This window comes from Pseudoduganella sp. R-31 (genome assembly GCF_049913235.1).
Classification (GTDB): Bacteria; Pseudomonadota; Gammaproteobacteria; order Burkholderiales; family Burkholderiaceae_D; genus Rugamonas.
Window position 1 is genome coordinate 5,164,512 of record NZ_CP183986.1, and the last position, 16,708, is coordinate 5,181,219.

Genomic DNA, 16,708 nt, shown 5'->3' on the forward strand with positions numbered 1-16,708 from the left:
AGTCATTTGTTCCAGGTTGCGTACTTCAATTCGCCGTCCACCACCTTGAGCGTCACGCCCATTTTCGCGGCTTCGTATTTCACATCGAATTGCTGCTGCCAGAAATCGGGCTTGTTGCGCGAGAATTCCACAGCCTTCGCGGGATCGGTCTTCAGCAGGTCGACCATCTTGCTTTGCCATTCCTGCTGGTTCTTGACCATTTGCCCGGTTGATTTCAGCAGTTCTCCATAGCGATACATGAACATATTGTTGTCGCTGCTGCCACGATTGCCGTAGTTCCACTCAGGGTTTTGCGACAGGTAAGCGTAGCGCGCTGCGGGATCATCCTTCAGCGACAGGCCATGCTGGTCGAGGCCTGGCTGCCGCTCAGTATTGCTCACCGTCGGCGCGAAGCCGCTGGCGACAGCGCCAACGTCGATCCCCAGGTTGAACTTGAATTCGATACCGCCGATGCCGATCGCGGCGCCAATGTCCATGCTCAGGTTGATCACGCCGTCCGAATAGCCGGCGCCGATGGAGATATTGCCGCCCACAATGCCAGGCGTATAGAGCGTTGCGCCGCCGCCCACGCTGCCAAGGCCGTATTGCAAGCCGCCGTTGGCGCCGAGGGAGGAACCCACGCCCGCCATGCCGCCCTGCGTCATGGTCAGCACGCCGCCGACCAAGCCGTAGCGGTAATTGGTCTGGGCATAGGCGAAGGTTCCAGTGGTGACGTCCACGTTGCCCGATACGCCGCCGCCCAGGTTGCCGCTGACGCCGGCATTGGCGTACACGCCCACCGTGGCATCCGCCCCAATGGTGACGCCGGTGCGTCCCAGCCGCAGGTTCGCTTCCGCAGCTCCCTGCGCGCCGGCGGTCAGGTCCATTGGGCCGCTGCTGATGGTGATATCGACGTGGCCTTCGGCAGACGTCGAGAGCTTGACGCCAGTGACGCCGAATGAAGCGAGCGCTGTGACGACGCCACTTGCCTCGGCATCGGCCGACACGCCGTTGGATGTGCCAAGGTCGGCGCTGGTCCCTGCGCCAACCGTGGCGCCGGCGCGATTCGGACCGAGTTCCGTATCGGTGACGGTGCCGTCGCCGTCCACCAGGCGGCCAGGATTTGGAGCCGGTGCGTTCTGCTCTCCCCAGGTCTTTTCCAGGTCGGTCTGGTCGCGATCGATGATGGTGGCCGATGGCGGCCGCACCGGCAGGTTCCTGGACTCGACCAGGTTCAAGCCGAAGCTGGCATTGGAATAGACGTCGTAGGTGCCGATCGTGTTCACGCCGCTTGGAACGCCGAACCTGCCATGGGCGACTGGCATCAGGCGGTAATTGCCCGCATTCGCGCCGACCAGCCCTGCTGCTTCGTAGTAATAGCGGCCTTGCGGCAGCACGGTGTCCAGCGGCACCATACCGTTCAATTGCGGCACATAGATCGCGGTAATGGCGTCCACGGACTCGCCATTGGGCATCGGCACGCCGCCGATGGTTTCCAGCTTGATCGTGCCATGCTCGCCGATTTCGCCGTAGCTATCCAGCACGTTGACGCTGCTGCCGGTCGAGTAACGCAGCCACAGGGGCTTGATGGTCAGGGTACCGGGCAGGTTGCCGCTGGTGGCCAGCGTATAGTTTTTCGCGCTGGCGCCAGTCAGTTCGGTGACCACCTGGAAGTAGGTGCCGACCGGGGTCCTGGCATCCACCGTCATCGGCTTGCCCTGCAAGTCCAGCACGATGACCTTGCCATCGAGCTGGTCGCCTGCCAGTGCGCCCGGATAGACTGGCTTGCCAAGGTCAACGCCTTGCACCAGCTGCGAGCAGCTCATGCCATCGCAATCCTTGTAGAAGCCGTACTGGCCGGTGCCGGCAGACACCGTCCAGTTCAGCGCCTTCGGCGCCACACTGAGCTTGCCGCTGCTGCGGCCCGTGAGCACATAGTTGCCGGCTTTGGCGCCAGTCAATTGGATCTGGTAGTTGTAGTCGCCGACATTGACGCGCTGGTCCAGGTACAGGTTACGGTCGGACGCGCTGCCCGGCGTCAGTGCCTGGGTCGTGAGCCCGGCCCCGGACAGCATGAAGGACACGTCGTCGCTTCTGAACAGCACGTCGTTCGCGTTGCCAAATAGGGCCGAAGTGCCATACACAGTGTTCGCCTGCTCCGGCGCATTCAGTGCGATGGCGTGCGGCGTAATCACCAGCTTGCCCGCCACGGAACTGACGTTGTCGATCACGTAATTATTGGCATTGGTGCGGCCCAAGCCTTGCAGCGAAGTGACGCGCGCCTGGTAGGTGCCGGCATCGGTCTGTCGGCCATAGGCGACTTCCTTGCCGCTGGCATCGTAGTAGGACTGCTTGCCAGCCAGCGCTTCGCCGGACAAGACGCCGCTGAAGGTTGGGGCCAGACGGTCCAGCCAGAAGGTGCCGTTGATATCGCCGTACTCTACGCTGGTGCCGGCGCCAATGGCCGACACCTGCCTTTGCGCGATACGGATGGTGCCGATATCCGTTTTCGACAGCGTGTAGTTGCGTGCCAGGTCTGCCGGCAGTCCCACGGTGGAACGGTAAGTGCCCGCGTCAATACGGTCGCCAGGGCCGGCTGTGCCGCCGCTGTTCCACACGTCAAAGGTCCGGCCGACTGCGCCAGGCGTCGGCGATGCCAGCGTGGTGAACATGTTCCACCAGTTCGGCACGTCGCCGGCAATCCAGCCGGTGACGGTGGCGCGCCCCGGATTGCTGCCGTAGACCATGTCGTATGGTCCGCCAAAACTCACGTCCAGGCTGCGCTTGTCAACCTGGAACCGGGCCTCGCTGCTGCTCGGGCCAACCGAGATCACCTTGCCGGTCTGCGAATCGAGCCAACTGGCGCCGGACTGGGTAATGTACTGGTGCTGCGTTCCGGTGCCGGACAGCCCGCTCGGCCGGAACGTATAGGTACCGGCAGGAGTGCGGCTGGCCACCACTTGTGGAATGCCTTTGTCGTCGAGCAGGTCGCCGGTTACCTGCACATTCCTTGGATCGCCATGGAAGCCGTTCAGTGTTGCCTTGGTATCCGGCGCAATGCCGTAGGTCGACTTGCTCAATGATGGGTAGACGACGCTGACCGGTCGCGGTACGACGTCGATCATGCCAAACAGCCCGGTCGGACTTGCGTCCGGAATGTAGTAGTTACGGGCATCCACGCCGCCCAGGGCGCCGCCGACATAGTAAGTGCCCGGGATTGCATCCGCCGGCAGCGATTTCGCCGCGCCGCCCGGCAATTGGAAGTTGGCGTCCAGGTTCATTTTATCGCCCGCCAAGGCCTGGTCCCTCAGGAAGGACAGGTAGGCGCCGCCGGTGCTGCCATAGACCAGGCTCTTGCCCATGTCCAGCCCGCCCCACTGGGTGCGCACGGTAAAGCTGGCATCCACTTTGCGTGGAATGACGGTCAATTCGGCGATAGTGTTGCCGCTGGTGGCGAGGACGTAGTTGCCGGAATCCAGGCCGCGCAAGCCGCCGGGTTTGGTGGCGTAGGTGCCCACGTTCAGGTAGCCGCCGGATGAACGGCTTTCGCCGACCAGCGAACCGACGTTGATGGCCACATTGTCTTCCGGGAAGGCCGGGGTGAAGTCGACGAACACCCACACCGGGCTAGTATCACCGTAGGTACGGGTGGTCCGGTCGTCCGAGAAATAGGTGCGGTAATGCAGCGCCTTGGGCGTAATCGTGATCAGGCCATTCCGCGAGCCGGTATCGGTCACCGCGTAATTTGCCTTGTCACGGCCATTCAAGCCGATGTACGAGAGGATGGGCAACACATAATCACCCACCGGCAGCCTGGCATTGGGGTTGGTCCAGCTGCCAGAGAGCAGCACCGGAAGCGACACGTCGTCGCCATCCAGCACACCGTACAGGGTGTTCTTGAAATCGGCGCCGGTAAACAGGCGCGCGCCATATTCGTAACTTGCGACCGGGCCGCTATAGGTCAGTGTCTTGGGCTGCACGGTCAGCGTAGCGCTGCCATTGGTGGCGCCCACCGTGTAGTTGGCATTCGCCGCTACCTGTGCGCTCACCTGCATGGCGTAGCTGCCTGCCGGAGTGCGTGCTCCCAGCACCACCGGGCTGCCGTTCTGCGAGATGGCCACTTGGGTTTGCACTGCGAAGGAATCGCTGCCCACCAGGCCTTCCACCGTCACCGACGGCACGGCCAGCGTGCCGTACACCGACAAGGCATTGTTGATGATGACGTTCAGTTGCTTGGGCGTGATGACCATCTGGCCGGTCGCGTTGCCGGTGGCCGCAAACACATAGTTGCTTGCTGCCGAACCGCCCAGGCCAGTGACCGCTGCCACGTAGCTGCCGACGCCGGGCAAGGCAATGGGCGCGCCGTTGCCGTCCAGCGCCTGCAGCAACGGCGTGAGCGAATCGCCCGCCGCCACGTTGTTCAGCGTGACCTGGTTCGCAGGCGCGGCACCATACACCGAGCTGCCGTTGCCGACGTTCCAGGTCAGCGAGCGCTTCGCGATGTTCAGCACGCCCGGCGTGTGGCCGCTATCCGCTAGCTTGTAATTGTCCTGCGGAGAGGTTCGGAACAGCACGTTGACTGCGTAGCTGCCGGCCGGGGCGTGGGCATCGATCGTTTGCGAAGCGCCCAGGCCCGCAATCATCGGCACCGTGTTGATGGAGTCGCCCGCCAGCAGGCCGTTGAAGGTAAATGCCGGCAAGGTGCCGCCATCGCCATAGGTCAGGTTCAGCGTGCCGCCGGTATAGGTCAGCTCGCGCGGCACGACGGTAACGAGATTGTTCTGGCCGCCGTTCGGGTCCAGTTCGTAGTTCGCCGCGCCGCCGCCACTCAGGCCGCCCACGCGCACCGAGTAGAAGCCAACGGACGGCTTGCCGGTCGGGCTGGCACTGCCAGTGACGGTGCTGGATGCGATCGATTGAACGGGGCTTACCTGGTCGCCATTGATCACGCCCACCAGCGACGGCGTCGGCAGGTCGCTGCCGTATTGCTGGGTGCTGGCGTTGCCGCTCCAAGTCAATTGCTTGCGCGCGATGCTGAACACGCCGCCGACCTGTGAACCGGCCAGCGTGTAGCTGCCGGCATCGGCGCCACCCAGGCTGGTGATGGTCTGCGCGTACGCGCCCGCATTCGTGGTCGCGCTGGAGTTCGACAGGCGCGCGCCGCCGACATCGAAGCCAACCGGACCCGCCGTGAGATCGTCGCCTGCCAGCACGTTATTGAAGCTCAGGGCGCCTGCGGACGCCGGCGTGCCGTACACCGTCTGGACATTGCCGACCGAGTAGTTCAGCACACGGGGCGAGATCGTGAATGCCCCGGGGTCGTTGCCTTCCGCGGCGATGATGTAGTTGCCTGCGTCGCTGCCGGCCAGGCCAACTGCGGCGTAAGAGTACGAGCCGGCCTTGAGCCGCCCGGCTGGAGCGACGCCCCCGCCCTGCAGGATCGAACCCGCCACCGGGCTCACACTATCGTTGCCGACAATACCGCCCAGCACCACGTACGAACTGGCGCTGTCCGCATCGCCGTACACCTGGTTCGGATAGAAGGCGACGAAGGTCAGCGCTTTGGGCGCCACGGCCAGGGAACCGGCCCAGCTACCCGGCGCCAGCTCGTAATTGCTCGCCGCCGCGCCGGTCAGCCCGATCACCTGGTAGGCATGCGCCCCTGCCCGCGTGGTCGCACTGAAGGCGTAGCCGTTGCCCACGGCGGACAGTGCCTGCTGCCCGCCGCCGTCGATGGTAGCGAGCGGCGCCAGCACGTCGTTGTTGACGACGTTGTCCAGCGTAACCACCGGGGCCGCCGTGCCGTACGTGCCCTGGTGGTTGCCCACCACCGGCGTGACGGACCGGCGCGTGATCGTCAACGGCATGCTGACTGGGCTCATGTCGATGAAATAGCTGCCAGCCAGGCCGTTGTTGAATGCCAGGCCCGCGCCGCCGGAAAGGCTGATGGTGCGAGTACCGGCGTTGGCTGTCACGCCGGGACCGCTGGTCGCCAGCGAGCCGCTCGCAAGAATGTCGCCCAGCGCATCGCTTGCAGTGCCGGAAGTGACGTGCAGGAGCTGGATGCCCAGGCCATCGGCGCCCGGATCGGCGTCGCCATACACTTTGCTGACAGCTGCATTGATGCCGTCGCCCAGCGCCAGCCGCGTGGCAGACCCGCCATTCAGCGAACCGATACGCGAGGTGATGCCGTCGGCGACGAACTTGAACTTGCCTTCACCGCGCAGGGCAGCCGTGGTTTCGTTGGTCCAGTCCACATGGCGCCCGCTCAGGGTCACGCTGGATGCGGAGACGCTCAGGTTGCCGGTCAGGCTGATGTCCTCGGCCACGTTGACGTTGTTCGTCAGCGTGATGTACGGCGCGATGCCGCCGCCCCAGCTCGCGCCAGGGGCAATCGTGGCCGACAAGCCATTGCCGGAGTACCCGCCCAGCGTGATGCCGCTGGCTTCGCTGTTGGTGTTGCCGGCGCCGTCGGACAGGTGCAGGGTCAGCTTGCCGTTGCTGTTGATGAAGTTGGCTCCGCCCAGTTCGATCGACGCCGCACCGGCGCCACGCTCGCTGTCGACCACGCCATTCGCTGCGCGGTCATTGGCGGTGATGCTCCAGTCGGCATCGGCGGTACCGAAAATGCCGTTCAGCGAAACCGAGCGCCCCGCCGCCAGCGCCAGCGAACCGGCCGGCGCCGCGCCTGCGCGGGCGACGATGCTGGTAAAGGTATTCCAGGTGATGTCCTGGCTGGCCTTCAGGCTGATGCTGGTGCCGCCGCCGAGCAGCGCAGTAAGGTCGCCCGAATACAGGTGGGTGACGCCACCGGGGTTGTCGCCATAGCCGACGCTGCCGGCCGGGTCGCCCCCGGCATTGTCGTCGACCTGGATGTTCTGCGGATCGAGCAGCAGCTTGCCGCCCTTGCCCAGCGCAATGCGGCCGAGCGCCACGGATTGCACCGTGGACGCGGACGACACTTCCACCGCGCCGGCCGCTGCGGCGCCCCTCGCATCGATACCGCCGCGCATGACGGTCGCCTTGTCGCTCCACACGACTGCGGTGCCGCCCTCGCCTGCCGCGCCGCGAGCCGACACGTCGATGCTGCTCGCCGCATCGATGCTGGTGCGAGCAGCATTGGCCGGCGCCGAGCCGGCGGCAGCCGCGCCAAAGCGCTCCGTGTAGCGCCGCGCATCGTCCGAGCCCGCCTCCTGCTCCCTGCCGCCCTGGAAGGCGCCGCCGATGCGTACCAAGCCGCCGCGCGCATTACCGCTTGCATCCAGCCTGGCGCCGGACAGCGAAACCTCCTGCCCCCCGACGTCGATCCGACCGCCATTGGCCGCGCCAGGCGCTGCCGACGCGTCCAGCGTGCCCGACACCTTGACCGCACCGGCCGCACCACCTTCCAGCACGATCGCACCATCATGGCCCGACACGCTTTGCGCGCGGATGGTGCCCGGCATGTTCACCGCCTCGCGCAAGGCTGCGCGGACCGTTTCAGCCTTCAGCATGACGGTGCCGCCAGCAGCGTCGATCACGCCGCTATTGGTGACCAGCGCCTGCCCATCGGCCGTCACCGCATCGGATGGCAGCATCACCTGCAGGTAGCCATCGCCGGACAGGTCCAGCGTGGCCGCCTCGCCAGCGCCCAGCGCGACTTTGCCCAGCGGCGCGCTGATCACACCCTCGTTGCTGACGCTCGATCCCAGCAAGGCCACGTTGCCGCCCGGCCCGGTAATGATCTGTCCCTGGTTGACGACCGCTCCGCCCTTGCCCTTGAAGACATTGCGCCCGGCCATGAAATCGTCTTCCGACATGCCCAGCGTGGAAGCCACAAAGCCGGCGCGCGTATCGACCATGCCGGTCGGCGTAATCGCGATGCCATTCTGGTTGACCAGGAACACCGAGCCATTCGCCTTCAGGCTGCCCGCGATTTCGGAGGACTGGCTGCCCTTGACCACATTCAGCGTCGCCGCGCCGGCGCCCGGCTGTGCGAACGTCACCGTATTGCCCTTGCCGATGCTGAAGGAATTCCAGTTCACCACGGCGCGCTGGCTATCCTGCCGCAGCACCATGCTGTTGGCGTTTGGCGTGGAGATGCTGATTTTGCCGGCGCCCACGACGCCGCCCGATGGCATGGCCTGGCCATAGGCCGGCATTGGCGCCACGACAGGCAAGGTTGCGGCCACCAGCATCGGCCAGGCCATGTCGCGCCGCATGCGCGAACTACGCAGGATCGTCTTATTTCTCAAAATTGCACCTGTGCTTTGAAGAAGGCCTGGGTCTCGTACCGGCCATTAGGGCTCACGCGCCCGCGTCCAAATTCCCCCGACAGGCTGGCGTTGCGCCAGCCGGCCCGCAGGCCAATGCCGTAAGCCTCCGCATGGTCCGCCCGCGCTTGCGCCAGGCGTGTGTGAGGATGGGCATACGCGCCATAGGCATACGGCGCCAGCGACACAGCGCCCGGCAACTGCACCGGCCGCGACACTTCCTGCCGCACGACCCAGCCGCCGTCGTCGGAGAGCTGGCCGGCAGTGAGCGCCGACACGCCGTCCTCGCCATCCATGCCGAAGGTTTCGGCGCTCGGCAACACACCACGCAAGGGCGCTTGCCCGCGCAGCACGCTGCGGCTTTGCATGCCCCAGGGCAGGCCAAGGTCGTAGCTGGCATTGGCCTCCAGCTTGGTGTAGCTTGGGCCGGCGCCGGCACGCGACATCGGCACCTCGCTGGCCGCGATTTCCGCGCGACTGCGGCCGCCGAACTTGCTGGTGCCTTGCGACAGGGTCGCGCCGGCCCGCATCTGGCCTTCGCCCATCTTCCCGCTCCAGTCGGCGCTGAAGCGCAGTACGCGCAAGCGGTCCAGGTCCTGGATGAAATTGAAGTAGGTCAGCGTATCAACCTGGCGGCTGGCCTCCGCCACAGCGGTCAGGGTCAGCTCCTGCTGGCGGCTGACGATGGCCGGATACACCAGCCGCAGTGAAGTGCGCCGCAACTGGCTACGCGACGCCAGCGCAAAGAAGATGGGGCGGGGCTTGCTGTCCGAGACCGTGAATTCAGGATTCAGGCTCAAGCCGTTGGCAGCCAGCGGCAGGATCAAGCCGCTGCCGGCAACGCGGCGCCGCGCGTCGGTTTCGAACGCATGCCACAAGGGATAACCGCCCGACACATACAGGTAGGCCTGTTCGCCCATTCCCAACAACTGGTTGGTGCGCAACTGCGCCGTCATCTGCCAAGGACCGATGCTGTCGGATTGGCGATTGTCGGACGACAGGCTGCCCACCACGCTATCCAGCAAACCTTGCAGCACCAGTACCGTGCCGCCGGGCTCAGAGCCCGCGCCCAGCGCACTGCGCAAGGTCAGGCCATGTACCCGCCCCGCCAGCGTCAAGGCCCTTTCCAGCGCCTCGTCCTTCAGGTGGCGCCGGCCAACCAGCGGTTGCAGGATACGTTCCACCGCCTTGCGCGCTGCGGCCGGCACGGCGTCGAGGTTGAGGCGCTCAATGAAGCCGTCAAGGACCACCAATTGCAGCGCAGCGCCATCCACCAGCGACTGCGGAGGAATCACGACGCGCACCAGCGGATAACCCGCGGCGCGGTACAGGGCCTCGATGTCGTCGGCCAGGGCGTAAAAGTCGGCCACCGCGATGCGCTGGCCGCGCAACGGCGCAACCAGGCGTTCCGTTGCATCGGCAAATTCGGGGAAGCCGCCCTGCACCACCGCATTCCCCAGCGTGACGAACAGCTTATCGGCATTGGGGGGCGGCGCCGAACGGGAAGGCTGCTGCGGCAAAACAACGGCAGGCTTGGGCGGCGCTTCCGGGCGCAAGTCGCGCGGGGTCACCTGGGGCGCTTGCTGTGCCAGCGTCGAGGCGGCCGGCAACAGGCAAAACAAGGTCGCACCCAGCAAGCGGGCGTGCAATGATTCAACAGACATGGATTGTGGGAAAATGTGAAGTGTTACGCGCAGGAATTTGACATTATAATACCTGCAATGGTTTTAACAGTCTGTAGCACAAATGCACTACACGCTGGGTAGCACCGCAGCGCCGTAAAATGCCCGAATGACCGAGATTGAACTCATGGAAACGCCCATCGCCGTCGCCATCGTCGAAGACGACCCTGATTTCAGCAGTGCGCTGCGCCAGGTGGTGCAGGACGCCCCCGACATGCGCCTGGCCGGCCATGCCGCCACCCTCGCAGACGGCCTGGCCATGCTGGCTGGACCTGCCGCCGACGTGCTGCTGGTCGACCTTGGCCTGCCGGATGGTTCAGGGATTGCCGTGATCCGCGCCGCAGCCCAGCGCTGGCCCGGCTGCAACATCATGGTGAGTACCAATTTCGGCGATGAGACCCACGTCATGCGCTCGATCGAAGCCGGGGCCGCGGGCTACCTGCTGAAAGACAGCTCGCCGTCGCGCATGGGCGACGAAATCCGCAGCCTGGCAAGTGGCGGCAGCCCAATCAGCCCCATCATCGCCCGCCAGGTGCTGGCGCGCTTCCGCAGCCCGGCCCCCGCTACCGCAGCCACGGCGGATGACGGCGCATCGCAGCTCTCGCAGCGCGAAAAGGAGGTCCTGGACTACATCACCAAAGGCTTCACCGTACCGGAGATTGCAGGCCTGATGCAGCTCTCGCACTTCACCGTGCGCACCTTCGTGCGTCGCATCTACAGCAAACTCAAGGTAACCTCCAAGGCCGAAGCAATCTACGAGGCCCGCAACCAGGGCCTGGTCTGATGAACACCAAAACCGCACGCCTTGCCGGCGGCCTGCTGGCAATCCTGTCCTGCGCCGTGCTGGTTGCTGCCGCCCTGCTCTACCTGGGCGGCGGCCATGCTGGCGATACACGCATCCACCTCACCCGCGCCAGCTGGCTGCAGCAAGAGGCAGAAGCCTTCACCACTCCACCGCAGTCCGTATCGAGCGCATTCCTGGCTGGAGAATGGCAAAGCGTAGAACTGCCTTTCCGCCCCCGCATTGCACTGCTGCGCCAGGCCGCATCCGGCCGCGCAGACGAACAGGCGCAGCATGTGAGGGTCAGTTGGATCAGGGTCGACGTGACAGGGCCGCAGCAAGGAGCGGAGGCCCTCGCTATCTACGGCGCCCGTATCAAGACCGACGGCACGGTGGCTGTCTACATCAATGGCCGCCTCGCGCATCGCTCGCAGCAGAACGGTCCGCTGTACAACAGCACTCGCACCCCGCTCTGGATTACGCTGGAACCCGGCCAGGCGCCGGTAAAGGAAGTCCTGCTGCGGCTCGAACACACGCCGCGTTCGCAAGTTGCCCTCTCTTCGCTCTGGCTCGGGCCAGCAGATGTGCTGCGACCGGCCTTCCTGGTTCGCGAATGGGTACAAAAAGAGCTGCCTGCATTATTGAGTTCCGCCTTCATGGCGGTTGGCCTGTTCGCGCTGTTCGTCTGGTTCCGCCGGCCGCAGGACATCGCCTACCTGCTGTTCTTCAACCTCTCCGCCACCTGCTTCCTGCGCGGCCTGCATTTCTATGTGTCCCTGCCCATCGCCAACAACTGGTTCGCCTGGCTGACCGTCAATTCCCTGTTCTGGCTCGTGCTGGCGGTGCATTTCTTTCTGCGCCAATTACACCACCGGCCGCTGAAATGGCTGACCCGCAGCCTGGTTGGCATCACCGCGTTGATCGGCGTGCTCACCACGCCGGTGCTGGCAGTGCTGCCGAATATGCCGACCGTCACGCCGATGATCTATCCGGTAGCAGCCCTGATGTGCCTTATCGCCAGCTTTGTCGCCGGCTTCCTCTCCTGGAAGCACTCCAGCGAAGGCCGGCTGGTAGTGGTTGGCCTGCTGCTGTGCATCGGCATGGGGATGACCGACTGGCTGCTGCAAAATAACTTCATCAGCGTGGAAGGCTTTTACATGGGCGCCTACATGCCGGCGGTCTGTTTCGCTACGTTCGGCGTGCTGCTGTACCGGCGCTACGTATCGGCCATCGCCGAAGTGGAACAAGCAAACGTGCGTCTGGCCGAGCGCCTGAAAGCACGCGAAGCGGAACTGGAAGCGAGCCATCGCCGGCTGCGCGAAAGTGAACTGCGCCAGACCATCAGCGACGAACGCCAGCGCCTGATGCAGGACATGCACGACGGCCTCGGTTCATCGCTGATCGGCGCCATCCGTTCCGTCGAACATGGCAAGATTAGCGGCGACCGCGTCGCACAGATCCTGAAGGATTGCTTGGACGATCTCAAACTCACCATCGACTCGATGGAACCGGTCGATGCAGACTTGCTGTTGTTGCTGGCCACCCTGCGCTTCCGCCTTGAACCGCGTCTTGAAGGCTCGGGCGTGCGCTTGATATGGGAAGTACGGGAAGTGCCCACATTGGAATGGCTGACGCCTTCCAGCGCCTTGCACATCCTGCGCATTGTGCAGGAAAGCATAGCCAACATCCTGCGCCACACACGGGCGACCGAAATCCGCGTAGCGACCAGTGCGCATGAGGAAGGCATCCAAATTTCAATTGCCGACAATGGCGCAGGCTTCGACCTTGCCGCCGCACTTGCCAGCGGCTCGGGGCGCGGCCTGCAAAACCAGCAACGCCGCGCAGCAGCATTGAATGGCAGCGTAGTGTGGGACTCGAGAGCCGCGGGCACGACCTTCACCCTCTTGTTGCCGCTACAGGCGAATTAAACGTCAGTTCGTGTTCGGATACCCATGCCATTTCCCTCAGCTTAGCAAAGCCTAGTAATGGTAACGGCACGCGACAATGTACACACTGGTGCCTTCGACTGCATATACCAGACGGTGTTCACGGTCAATTCGGCGCGACCATAATCCCGTCAGGTTCCCCTTCAGCGGTTCGGGCTTGCCAATTCCCTCGAATGGGTCAGAAATGCAGGCATCAGTAAGAGTGTTGATCTTTACCGCCAGCTTAGGGTTCTCCTGTTGCCAGTGGAGGTAGTCATCCCAGGCGTGTTCGGTAAATGCGACTGCGGATTTCTTGGCTTGATCTTTGTTACTTGCCTTTTTGTCCTTCATTCCGGATAAGCTCCCGTTTTCGCACCTTACCGGACTTCAACTGTTCGAATGATTCCAATAACCGGCTGGCGTTCTTCTGAGACCGAAGGAGGTACAGCGTCTCCTCGATGCTATTAAAGTCCGCCAAAGACAGCATCACGACCGGCTCACCGTTTTGACGGGTGATAACCGTTGGGCTGTGGTCATTGCATACATCATCCATCACAGCTTTCAGCCCGGCTCGCGCTTCGCTAAAAGTTAAGATGTTCATGCCATTTCACCCTCCTCGCTCGACGGCTCTTAAGCGTCAAGCCTCTCCTGGTAAATAAAAATCTCGATTTCCGGCAACCTGCCGGCCCGAAAACATTGTACTTAAATCGGTACAACAAGTATACGTTGTACCGATGTCCGTACCATATTTGAGCCTCATCCCAACTGTGCGGCACTCGCAATATTTTTTTGATAATGTTGCCGGCTTTTCACAGCTTACGTTGGATATGGCACAAGCCGCTCGTTTGTACGATCCCATTGGGCACAGTCCCACAATGAGCTGGCTGCTGACAGGCTTGCTGGCAGGTGCTGCAATTGCCGTGGCAGCAGTCGCCATCGTCGGCACCGGCGGTTTAGCTGCTGCCGCCGTTGTGGGCGGAATGGCCGCCGCAGGCGCTGGCGTGGGCGAGATGATGAGCACAATGAGCTGGGCGCCCAAAGAAGTGGTCGGCAAAATCATGCGCGCAGGCTCCGCCAATGTTTTCACCAACCGGCGACCAGCCGCCCGCGCCCACCTTGACTACGCCAAGTGCGAAAAACACACCGATAACGAAGTCATTGCCACCGGCAGCGGAACGGTTTTCATCAACGGCATGCCCGCCGCGCGGGAGTCCGACAAAACCAGCTGCAGTGCCGAAATCACCGAGGGTTCGAAGAACGTCAATATCGGCGGCGAGACGGTGCAGACCGACGAAATGCATGCAGAAGACCTGGTACCGACCTGGGTGCACGTCGGGCTGTTCGTCGTTGGCGCGGGGGCTGCGGTGGTATTGGGCGGGCCATTGCTGGCAGCTGGCGGCCTGGTTGGCGGACTTGCCGGCGGTTTTGGCGGCGGTTGGCTGGGCGGGAAAATCTTCGGCGAAGGCTCGGACGGTCAAAAGTGGTCGATGCTGGCCGGCAGCGTGTTGGGTGGAATCTTCGGTGCCAAAGGCGCTACCTGGGCTGGTGGCAAATTTACTTCGCCAAAAGCGCCGCCGAGTTCCGAACTTCTTAACCAGGCGGGCGGCAAGGCCAGCGGCGGCAAGTTCCCCAAGAGCGAAGGTCTCGGCACCCACACCACCATGGCAGAATTGAAGGCGACCGGCCACCTGCCTGGCGAACACGGAGTAATCGTCACGGACAAAACCATTCGTTTCGGCGATGTATACGAACTTGGCACGCTGGGTGGCCGCAAAGTTGAATTTGCGCTGGTGAGCGAGCGCATAAACGGCAAACTTGTGAAAACGCTTTATAGCGGCGATGCGTGGAGCAGCCCGGTACCAAAGAATGGACGGTTGATCGGCCACGTGCACCCTAACGAGATCAGCACGCAAAAGTGGCCGTCGCCGGCGGACATGGACATGATCAACGGCCGCTATTTTAAAGAGCTCCAGGTCAATCCCGATGCCCGCCCCGTGCCGACCAGGATATTCTGGGGGCCTGGCGATGCGGACAATACGGTGTACTATCCGGGCTTCTATAAAGACCCGGTTCCCACGGTTGGAAACAAACGATGAACGAAATGGAATTGAAAGAGCGCGTAACGGAATTTCTCTTCGGCCGCGGCCAGACGCTCGATAGCTACTACATCGAGGTGACGCCCTATTCCGAGATGCTGTGCTACGTGAACGAAGAAGGCCGCGAGTTCGACTTGCCGATCAATGACGAGGAGCTGGCGCAAGCGGTCTTGCTGCGGCTACGAGAAATGGGCGTACGCATCGCCAAATACGGACCGTGACGCGAACCGTCCGGCCACGCCGCAGCTGCCAGGCAGGGATTTCGGCAACAGAGACGCGACCGATTGAATTGCGTTGCTTACTCGTCGGCGCCATCTGGCAGAACGGCACGGAAAGTTATCTCAATTAGTTGCGGTGGAAACGCAAGGCGGCTGACGCCAATGAGATTGCTCGCGCATTGCGGAAGATCGATGCCATACATCTCTTTCCGCACCTTTCCCGCCACTGCGAACGCAGCATCTACATCCAGAACATAGAGCGTCTCTTCAACAACATTGTCCAGCGTAGCGCCGAATTCAGCCAACAGGGCGATTGCGTTCAAGTAGGTCTGCCGCATCTGTTGCTCCATACCTGAGAAATCGGTCGGCCTTCCGCTGGAATCAAGCGTTGCGGGTGCAACCAGAACGCCCTGGCTGTCATGACCGAGTTGGCCGGACACATATATCACGTCCTTTACTTTGACGGCCTGGCTGTAGCCGTAGATGCCTTCCCAGGCAACGCCGTGATTGGCGAATGTTTTCTTGAGGGTTTTACTCATCATGCTCCCATGGTTTCGTTTCGGTTTCGAATGCCCGGAGGTTATTTGCACGAGCAAACGGGCCAATTTTCACAAAACGAACCTGTTTCCGCATCCCTAAAAAGAGTTACGGGATGTCGCGCTCCGCTAGCGCGTGAGAGTCAGCTACGATGCCAAAAAGGGGGCGAGGCCAAAGTTGAAGGGCCGTAAGGACATCGCGGATACGAAAAAGGCCAACCGCGATGGTTGGCCTAAGTCATTGATTCTGTTGGTCGGGGCGAGAAGATTCGAACTTCCGACCCCCTGCACCCCATGCAGGTACGCTACCAGGCTGCGCTACGCCCCGACTCGAGCCACGGATTATATCAGAGCAATTTGTGGTTTTGTCAAAGTTACCTCAAACTATACGAATGACGATCGAAAGACAGCTGGCTGCGCGAGCGGCCGAACTCATTGCGCAAGCCGATGGACTGGTCATTGCTGCCGGCGCCGGTATTGGCGTGGACTCGGGTTTGCCGGATTTTCGTGGCAATGAGGGATTCTGGAAGGCCTACCCTGCCCTGGGTCTGGCGCGAATGGAATTTACCAGCGTGGCGTCGCCGCGCACTTTCCGTGACGACCCGGCCTTGGCCTGGGGCTTTTACGGCCATCGCCTGAAGCTTTATCGTGAGACGGCGCCGCATGAAGGGTTCGCGCTGCTGAAGGCTTGGGGTGAGGCGATGGAACATGGCAGCTTTGTCTTCACCAGCAATGTGGATGGCCAGTTCCAGAAGGCCGGGTTTGATCCGCGCGCCATTTATGAGTGCCATGGGTCGATCCATCATTTGCAATGCCTGGAGCCTTGCTGCAGCGAGATCTGGCCGGCGGACGATTTCGTGCCGGATGTGGATGCCGATGCCTGCCGGCTGCGCAATGAGGCGCCTCGCTGCCCGGATTGCGGCGGGTTGGCGCGGCCGAATATCCTGATGTTTGGCGATTGGGGCTGGGTCGAGCGGCGTAGCGGGATGCAGGCGGCGCGGCTGGAGGCTTGGTTGGAGAAGGTGCGGCGGCCCTTGGTCATTGAGTTGGGGGCGGGAACGGCGATCCCTTCGGTGCGGCATTTTGGCCATGGCGTGGTGCAGCGTGGCGGGCGGATGGTGCGGATCAATCCGCGCGAGTTTGCGGTGAGTGGCGCGGCGGATGTGGGGATCGCGGCGGGGGCGTTGGAGGGGTTGCGGGCGATTGGCCGCGAAATTCAAAACCGGTAAACCGGGGTCA

The 16,708-nt window shown here is 63.0% G+C and carries 10 protein-coding genes and 1 tRNA gene; 5 read left to right on the forward strand and 6 right to left on the reverse strand.

All coding sequences use genetic code 11. From position 1 onward, the window contains the following. Window positions 1–2: 2 nt before the first annotated feature. Both ACN9MY_RS23515 and ACN9MY_RS23520 read right to left on the reverse strand, forming a co-directional pair. Window positions 3–8,213: a filamentous hemagglutinin N-terminal domain-containing protein gene (locus tag ACN9MY_RS23515; RefSeq protein ID WP_426336205.1), complete on the reverse strand. Its 8,211-nt coding sequence runs from the start codon at window positions 8,211–8,213 to the stop codon at window positions 3–5. Next, a complete protein-coding gene (locus tag ACN9MY_RS23520) occupies window positions 8,210–9,895 on the reverse strand; it encodes a ShlB/FhaC/HecB family hemolysin secretion/activation protein (protein ID WP_426336206.1) in 1,686 nt (561 codons plus the stop codon). Before ACN9MY_RS23520 ends, ACN9MY_RS23515 begins: the two co-directional genes overlap by 4 nt. A 127-nt stretch (window positions 9,896–10,022) precedes the next feature. On the opposite strand from ACN9MY_RS23520, the gene ACN9MY_RS23525 reads away from it, so the two are divergent. Then, window positions 10,023–10,697 carry a response regulator transcription factor gene (locus ACN9MY_RS23525; protein WP_426163239.1) on the forward strand — a complete coding sequence of 225 codons (675 nt, stop codon included), beginning with the start codon at window positions 10,023–10,025 and terminating at the stop codon, window positions 10,695–10,697. Further along, window positions 10,697–12,622 (forward strand): ATP-binding protein, encoded by a 1,926-nt coding sequence (locus ACN9MY_RS23530; RefSeq protein ID WP_426336207.1) that lies wholly within the window; start codon window positions 10,697–10,699, stop codon window positions 12,620–12,622. The genes ACN9MY_RS23525 and ACN9MY_RS23530 overlap by 1 nt, the downstream gene beginning before the upstream one ends. 51 nt (window positions 12,623–12,673) lie before the next feature. Here ACN9MY_RS23530 and ACN9MY_RS23535 read toward each other — a convergent pair whose 3' ends face one another. Together ACN9MY_RS23535 and ACN9MY_RS23540 are read right to left on the reverse strand one after the other, a co-directional pair. Next, window positions 12,674–12,970, reverse strand: a complete 297-nt coding sequence (locus ACN9MY_RS23535; protein WP_426336208.1) for a Txe/YoeB family addiction module toxin — start codon at window positions 12,968–12,970, stop codon at window positions 12,674–12,676. Next, window positions 12,948–13,220: a type II toxin-antitoxin system Phd/YefM family antitoxin gene (locus ACN9MY_RS23540; protein ID WP_426336209.1), complete on the reverse strand. Its 273-nt coding sequence runs from the start codon at window positions 13,218–13,220 to the stop codon at window positions 12,948–12,950. The genes ACN9MY_RS23535 and ACN9MY_RS23540 overlap by 23 nt, the downstream gene beginning before the upstream one ends. A gap of 133 nt (window positions 13,221–13,353) precedes the next feature. Between ACN9MY_RS23540 and ACN9MY_RS23545 the strand changes: the two genes are divergently transcribed. Continuing rightward, window positions 13,354–14,715, forward strand: a complete 1,362-nt coding sequence (locus tag ACN9MY_RS23545; RefSeq protein WP_426336210.1) for a PAAR domain-containing protein — start codon at window positions 13,354–13,356, stop codon at window positions 14,713–14,715. Continuing rightward, window positions 14,712–14,936, forward strand: coding sequence for a hypothetical protein (locus ACN9MY_RS23550; protein ID WP_426336211.1), 225 nt, complete (start codon window positions 14,712–14,714; stop codon window positions 14,934–14,936). Before ACN9MY_RS23545 ends, ACN9MY_RS23550 begins: the two co-directional genes overlap by 4 nt. 77 nt (window positions 14,937–15,013) lie before the next feature. Here the strand turns inward: ACN9MY_RS23550 and ACN9MY_RS23555 are convergent, their stop codons facing one another. Further along, window positions 15,014–15,475 carry a RidA family protein gene (locus ACN9MY_RS23555; protein ID WP_426163252.1) on the reverse strand — a complete coding sequence of 154 codons (462 nt, stop codon included), beginning with the start codon at window positions 15,473–15,475 and terminating at the stop codon, window positions 15,014–15,016. A gap of 245 nt (window positions 15,476–15,720) precedes the next feature. Next, window positions 15,721–15,797: transfer RNA gene (locus ACN9MY_RS23560), tRNA-Pro, on the reverse strand. Window positions 15,798–15,861: 64 nt separating this feature from the next. Between ACN9MY_RS23560 and ACN9MY_RS23565 the strand changes: the two genes are divergently transcribed. Next, on the forward strand, window positions 15,862–16,698 hold the full coding sequence (locus ACN9MY_RS23565; RefSeq protein WP_426336212.1) for an SIR2 family NAD-dependent protein deacylase: 837 nt from the start codon (window positions 15,862–15,864) through the stop codon (window positions 16,696–16,698). Window positions 16,699–16,708: the final 10 nt, after the last annotated feature.

Coding starts and splice junctions, on each gene's coding strand:
- ACN9MY_RS23545 (WP_426336210.1), top strand. CDS start 13,354: ATGTCCGTACCATATTTGAGCCTCATCCCAACTGTGCGGCACTCGCAA.
- ACN9MY_RS23565 (WP_426336212.1), top strand. CDS start 15,862: ATGACGATCGAAAGACAGCTGGCTGCGCGAGCGGCCGAACTCATTGCG.
- ACN9MY_RS23520 (WP_426336206.1), bottom strand. CDS start 9,895: ATGTCTGTTGAATCATTGCACGCCCGCTTGCTGGGTGCGACCTTGTTT.
- ACN9MY_RS23530 (WP_426336207.1), top strand. CDS start 10,697: ATGAACACCAAAACCGCACGCCTTGCCGGCGGCCTGCTGGCAATCCTG.
- ACN9MY_RS23555 (WP_426163252.1), bottom strand. CDS start 15,475: ATGATGAGTAAAACCCTCAAGAAAACATTCGCCAATCACGGCGTTGCC.
- ACN9MY_RS23535 (WP_426336208.1), bottom strand. CDS start 12,970: ATGAAGGACAAAAAGGCAAGTAACAAAGATCAAGCCAAGAAATCCGCA.
- ACN9MY_RS23550 (WP_426336211.1), top strand. CDS start 14,712: ATGAACGAAATGGAATTGAAAGAGCGCGTAACGGAATTTCTCTTCGGC.
- ACN9MY_RS23525 (WP_426163239.1), top strand. CDS start 10,023: ATGACCGAGATTGAACTCATGGAAACGCCCATCGCCGTCGCCATCGTC.
- ACN9MY_RS23540 (WP_426336209.1), bottom strand. CDS start 13,220: ATGAACATCTTAACTTTTAGCGAAGCGCGAGCCGGGCTGAAAGCTGTG.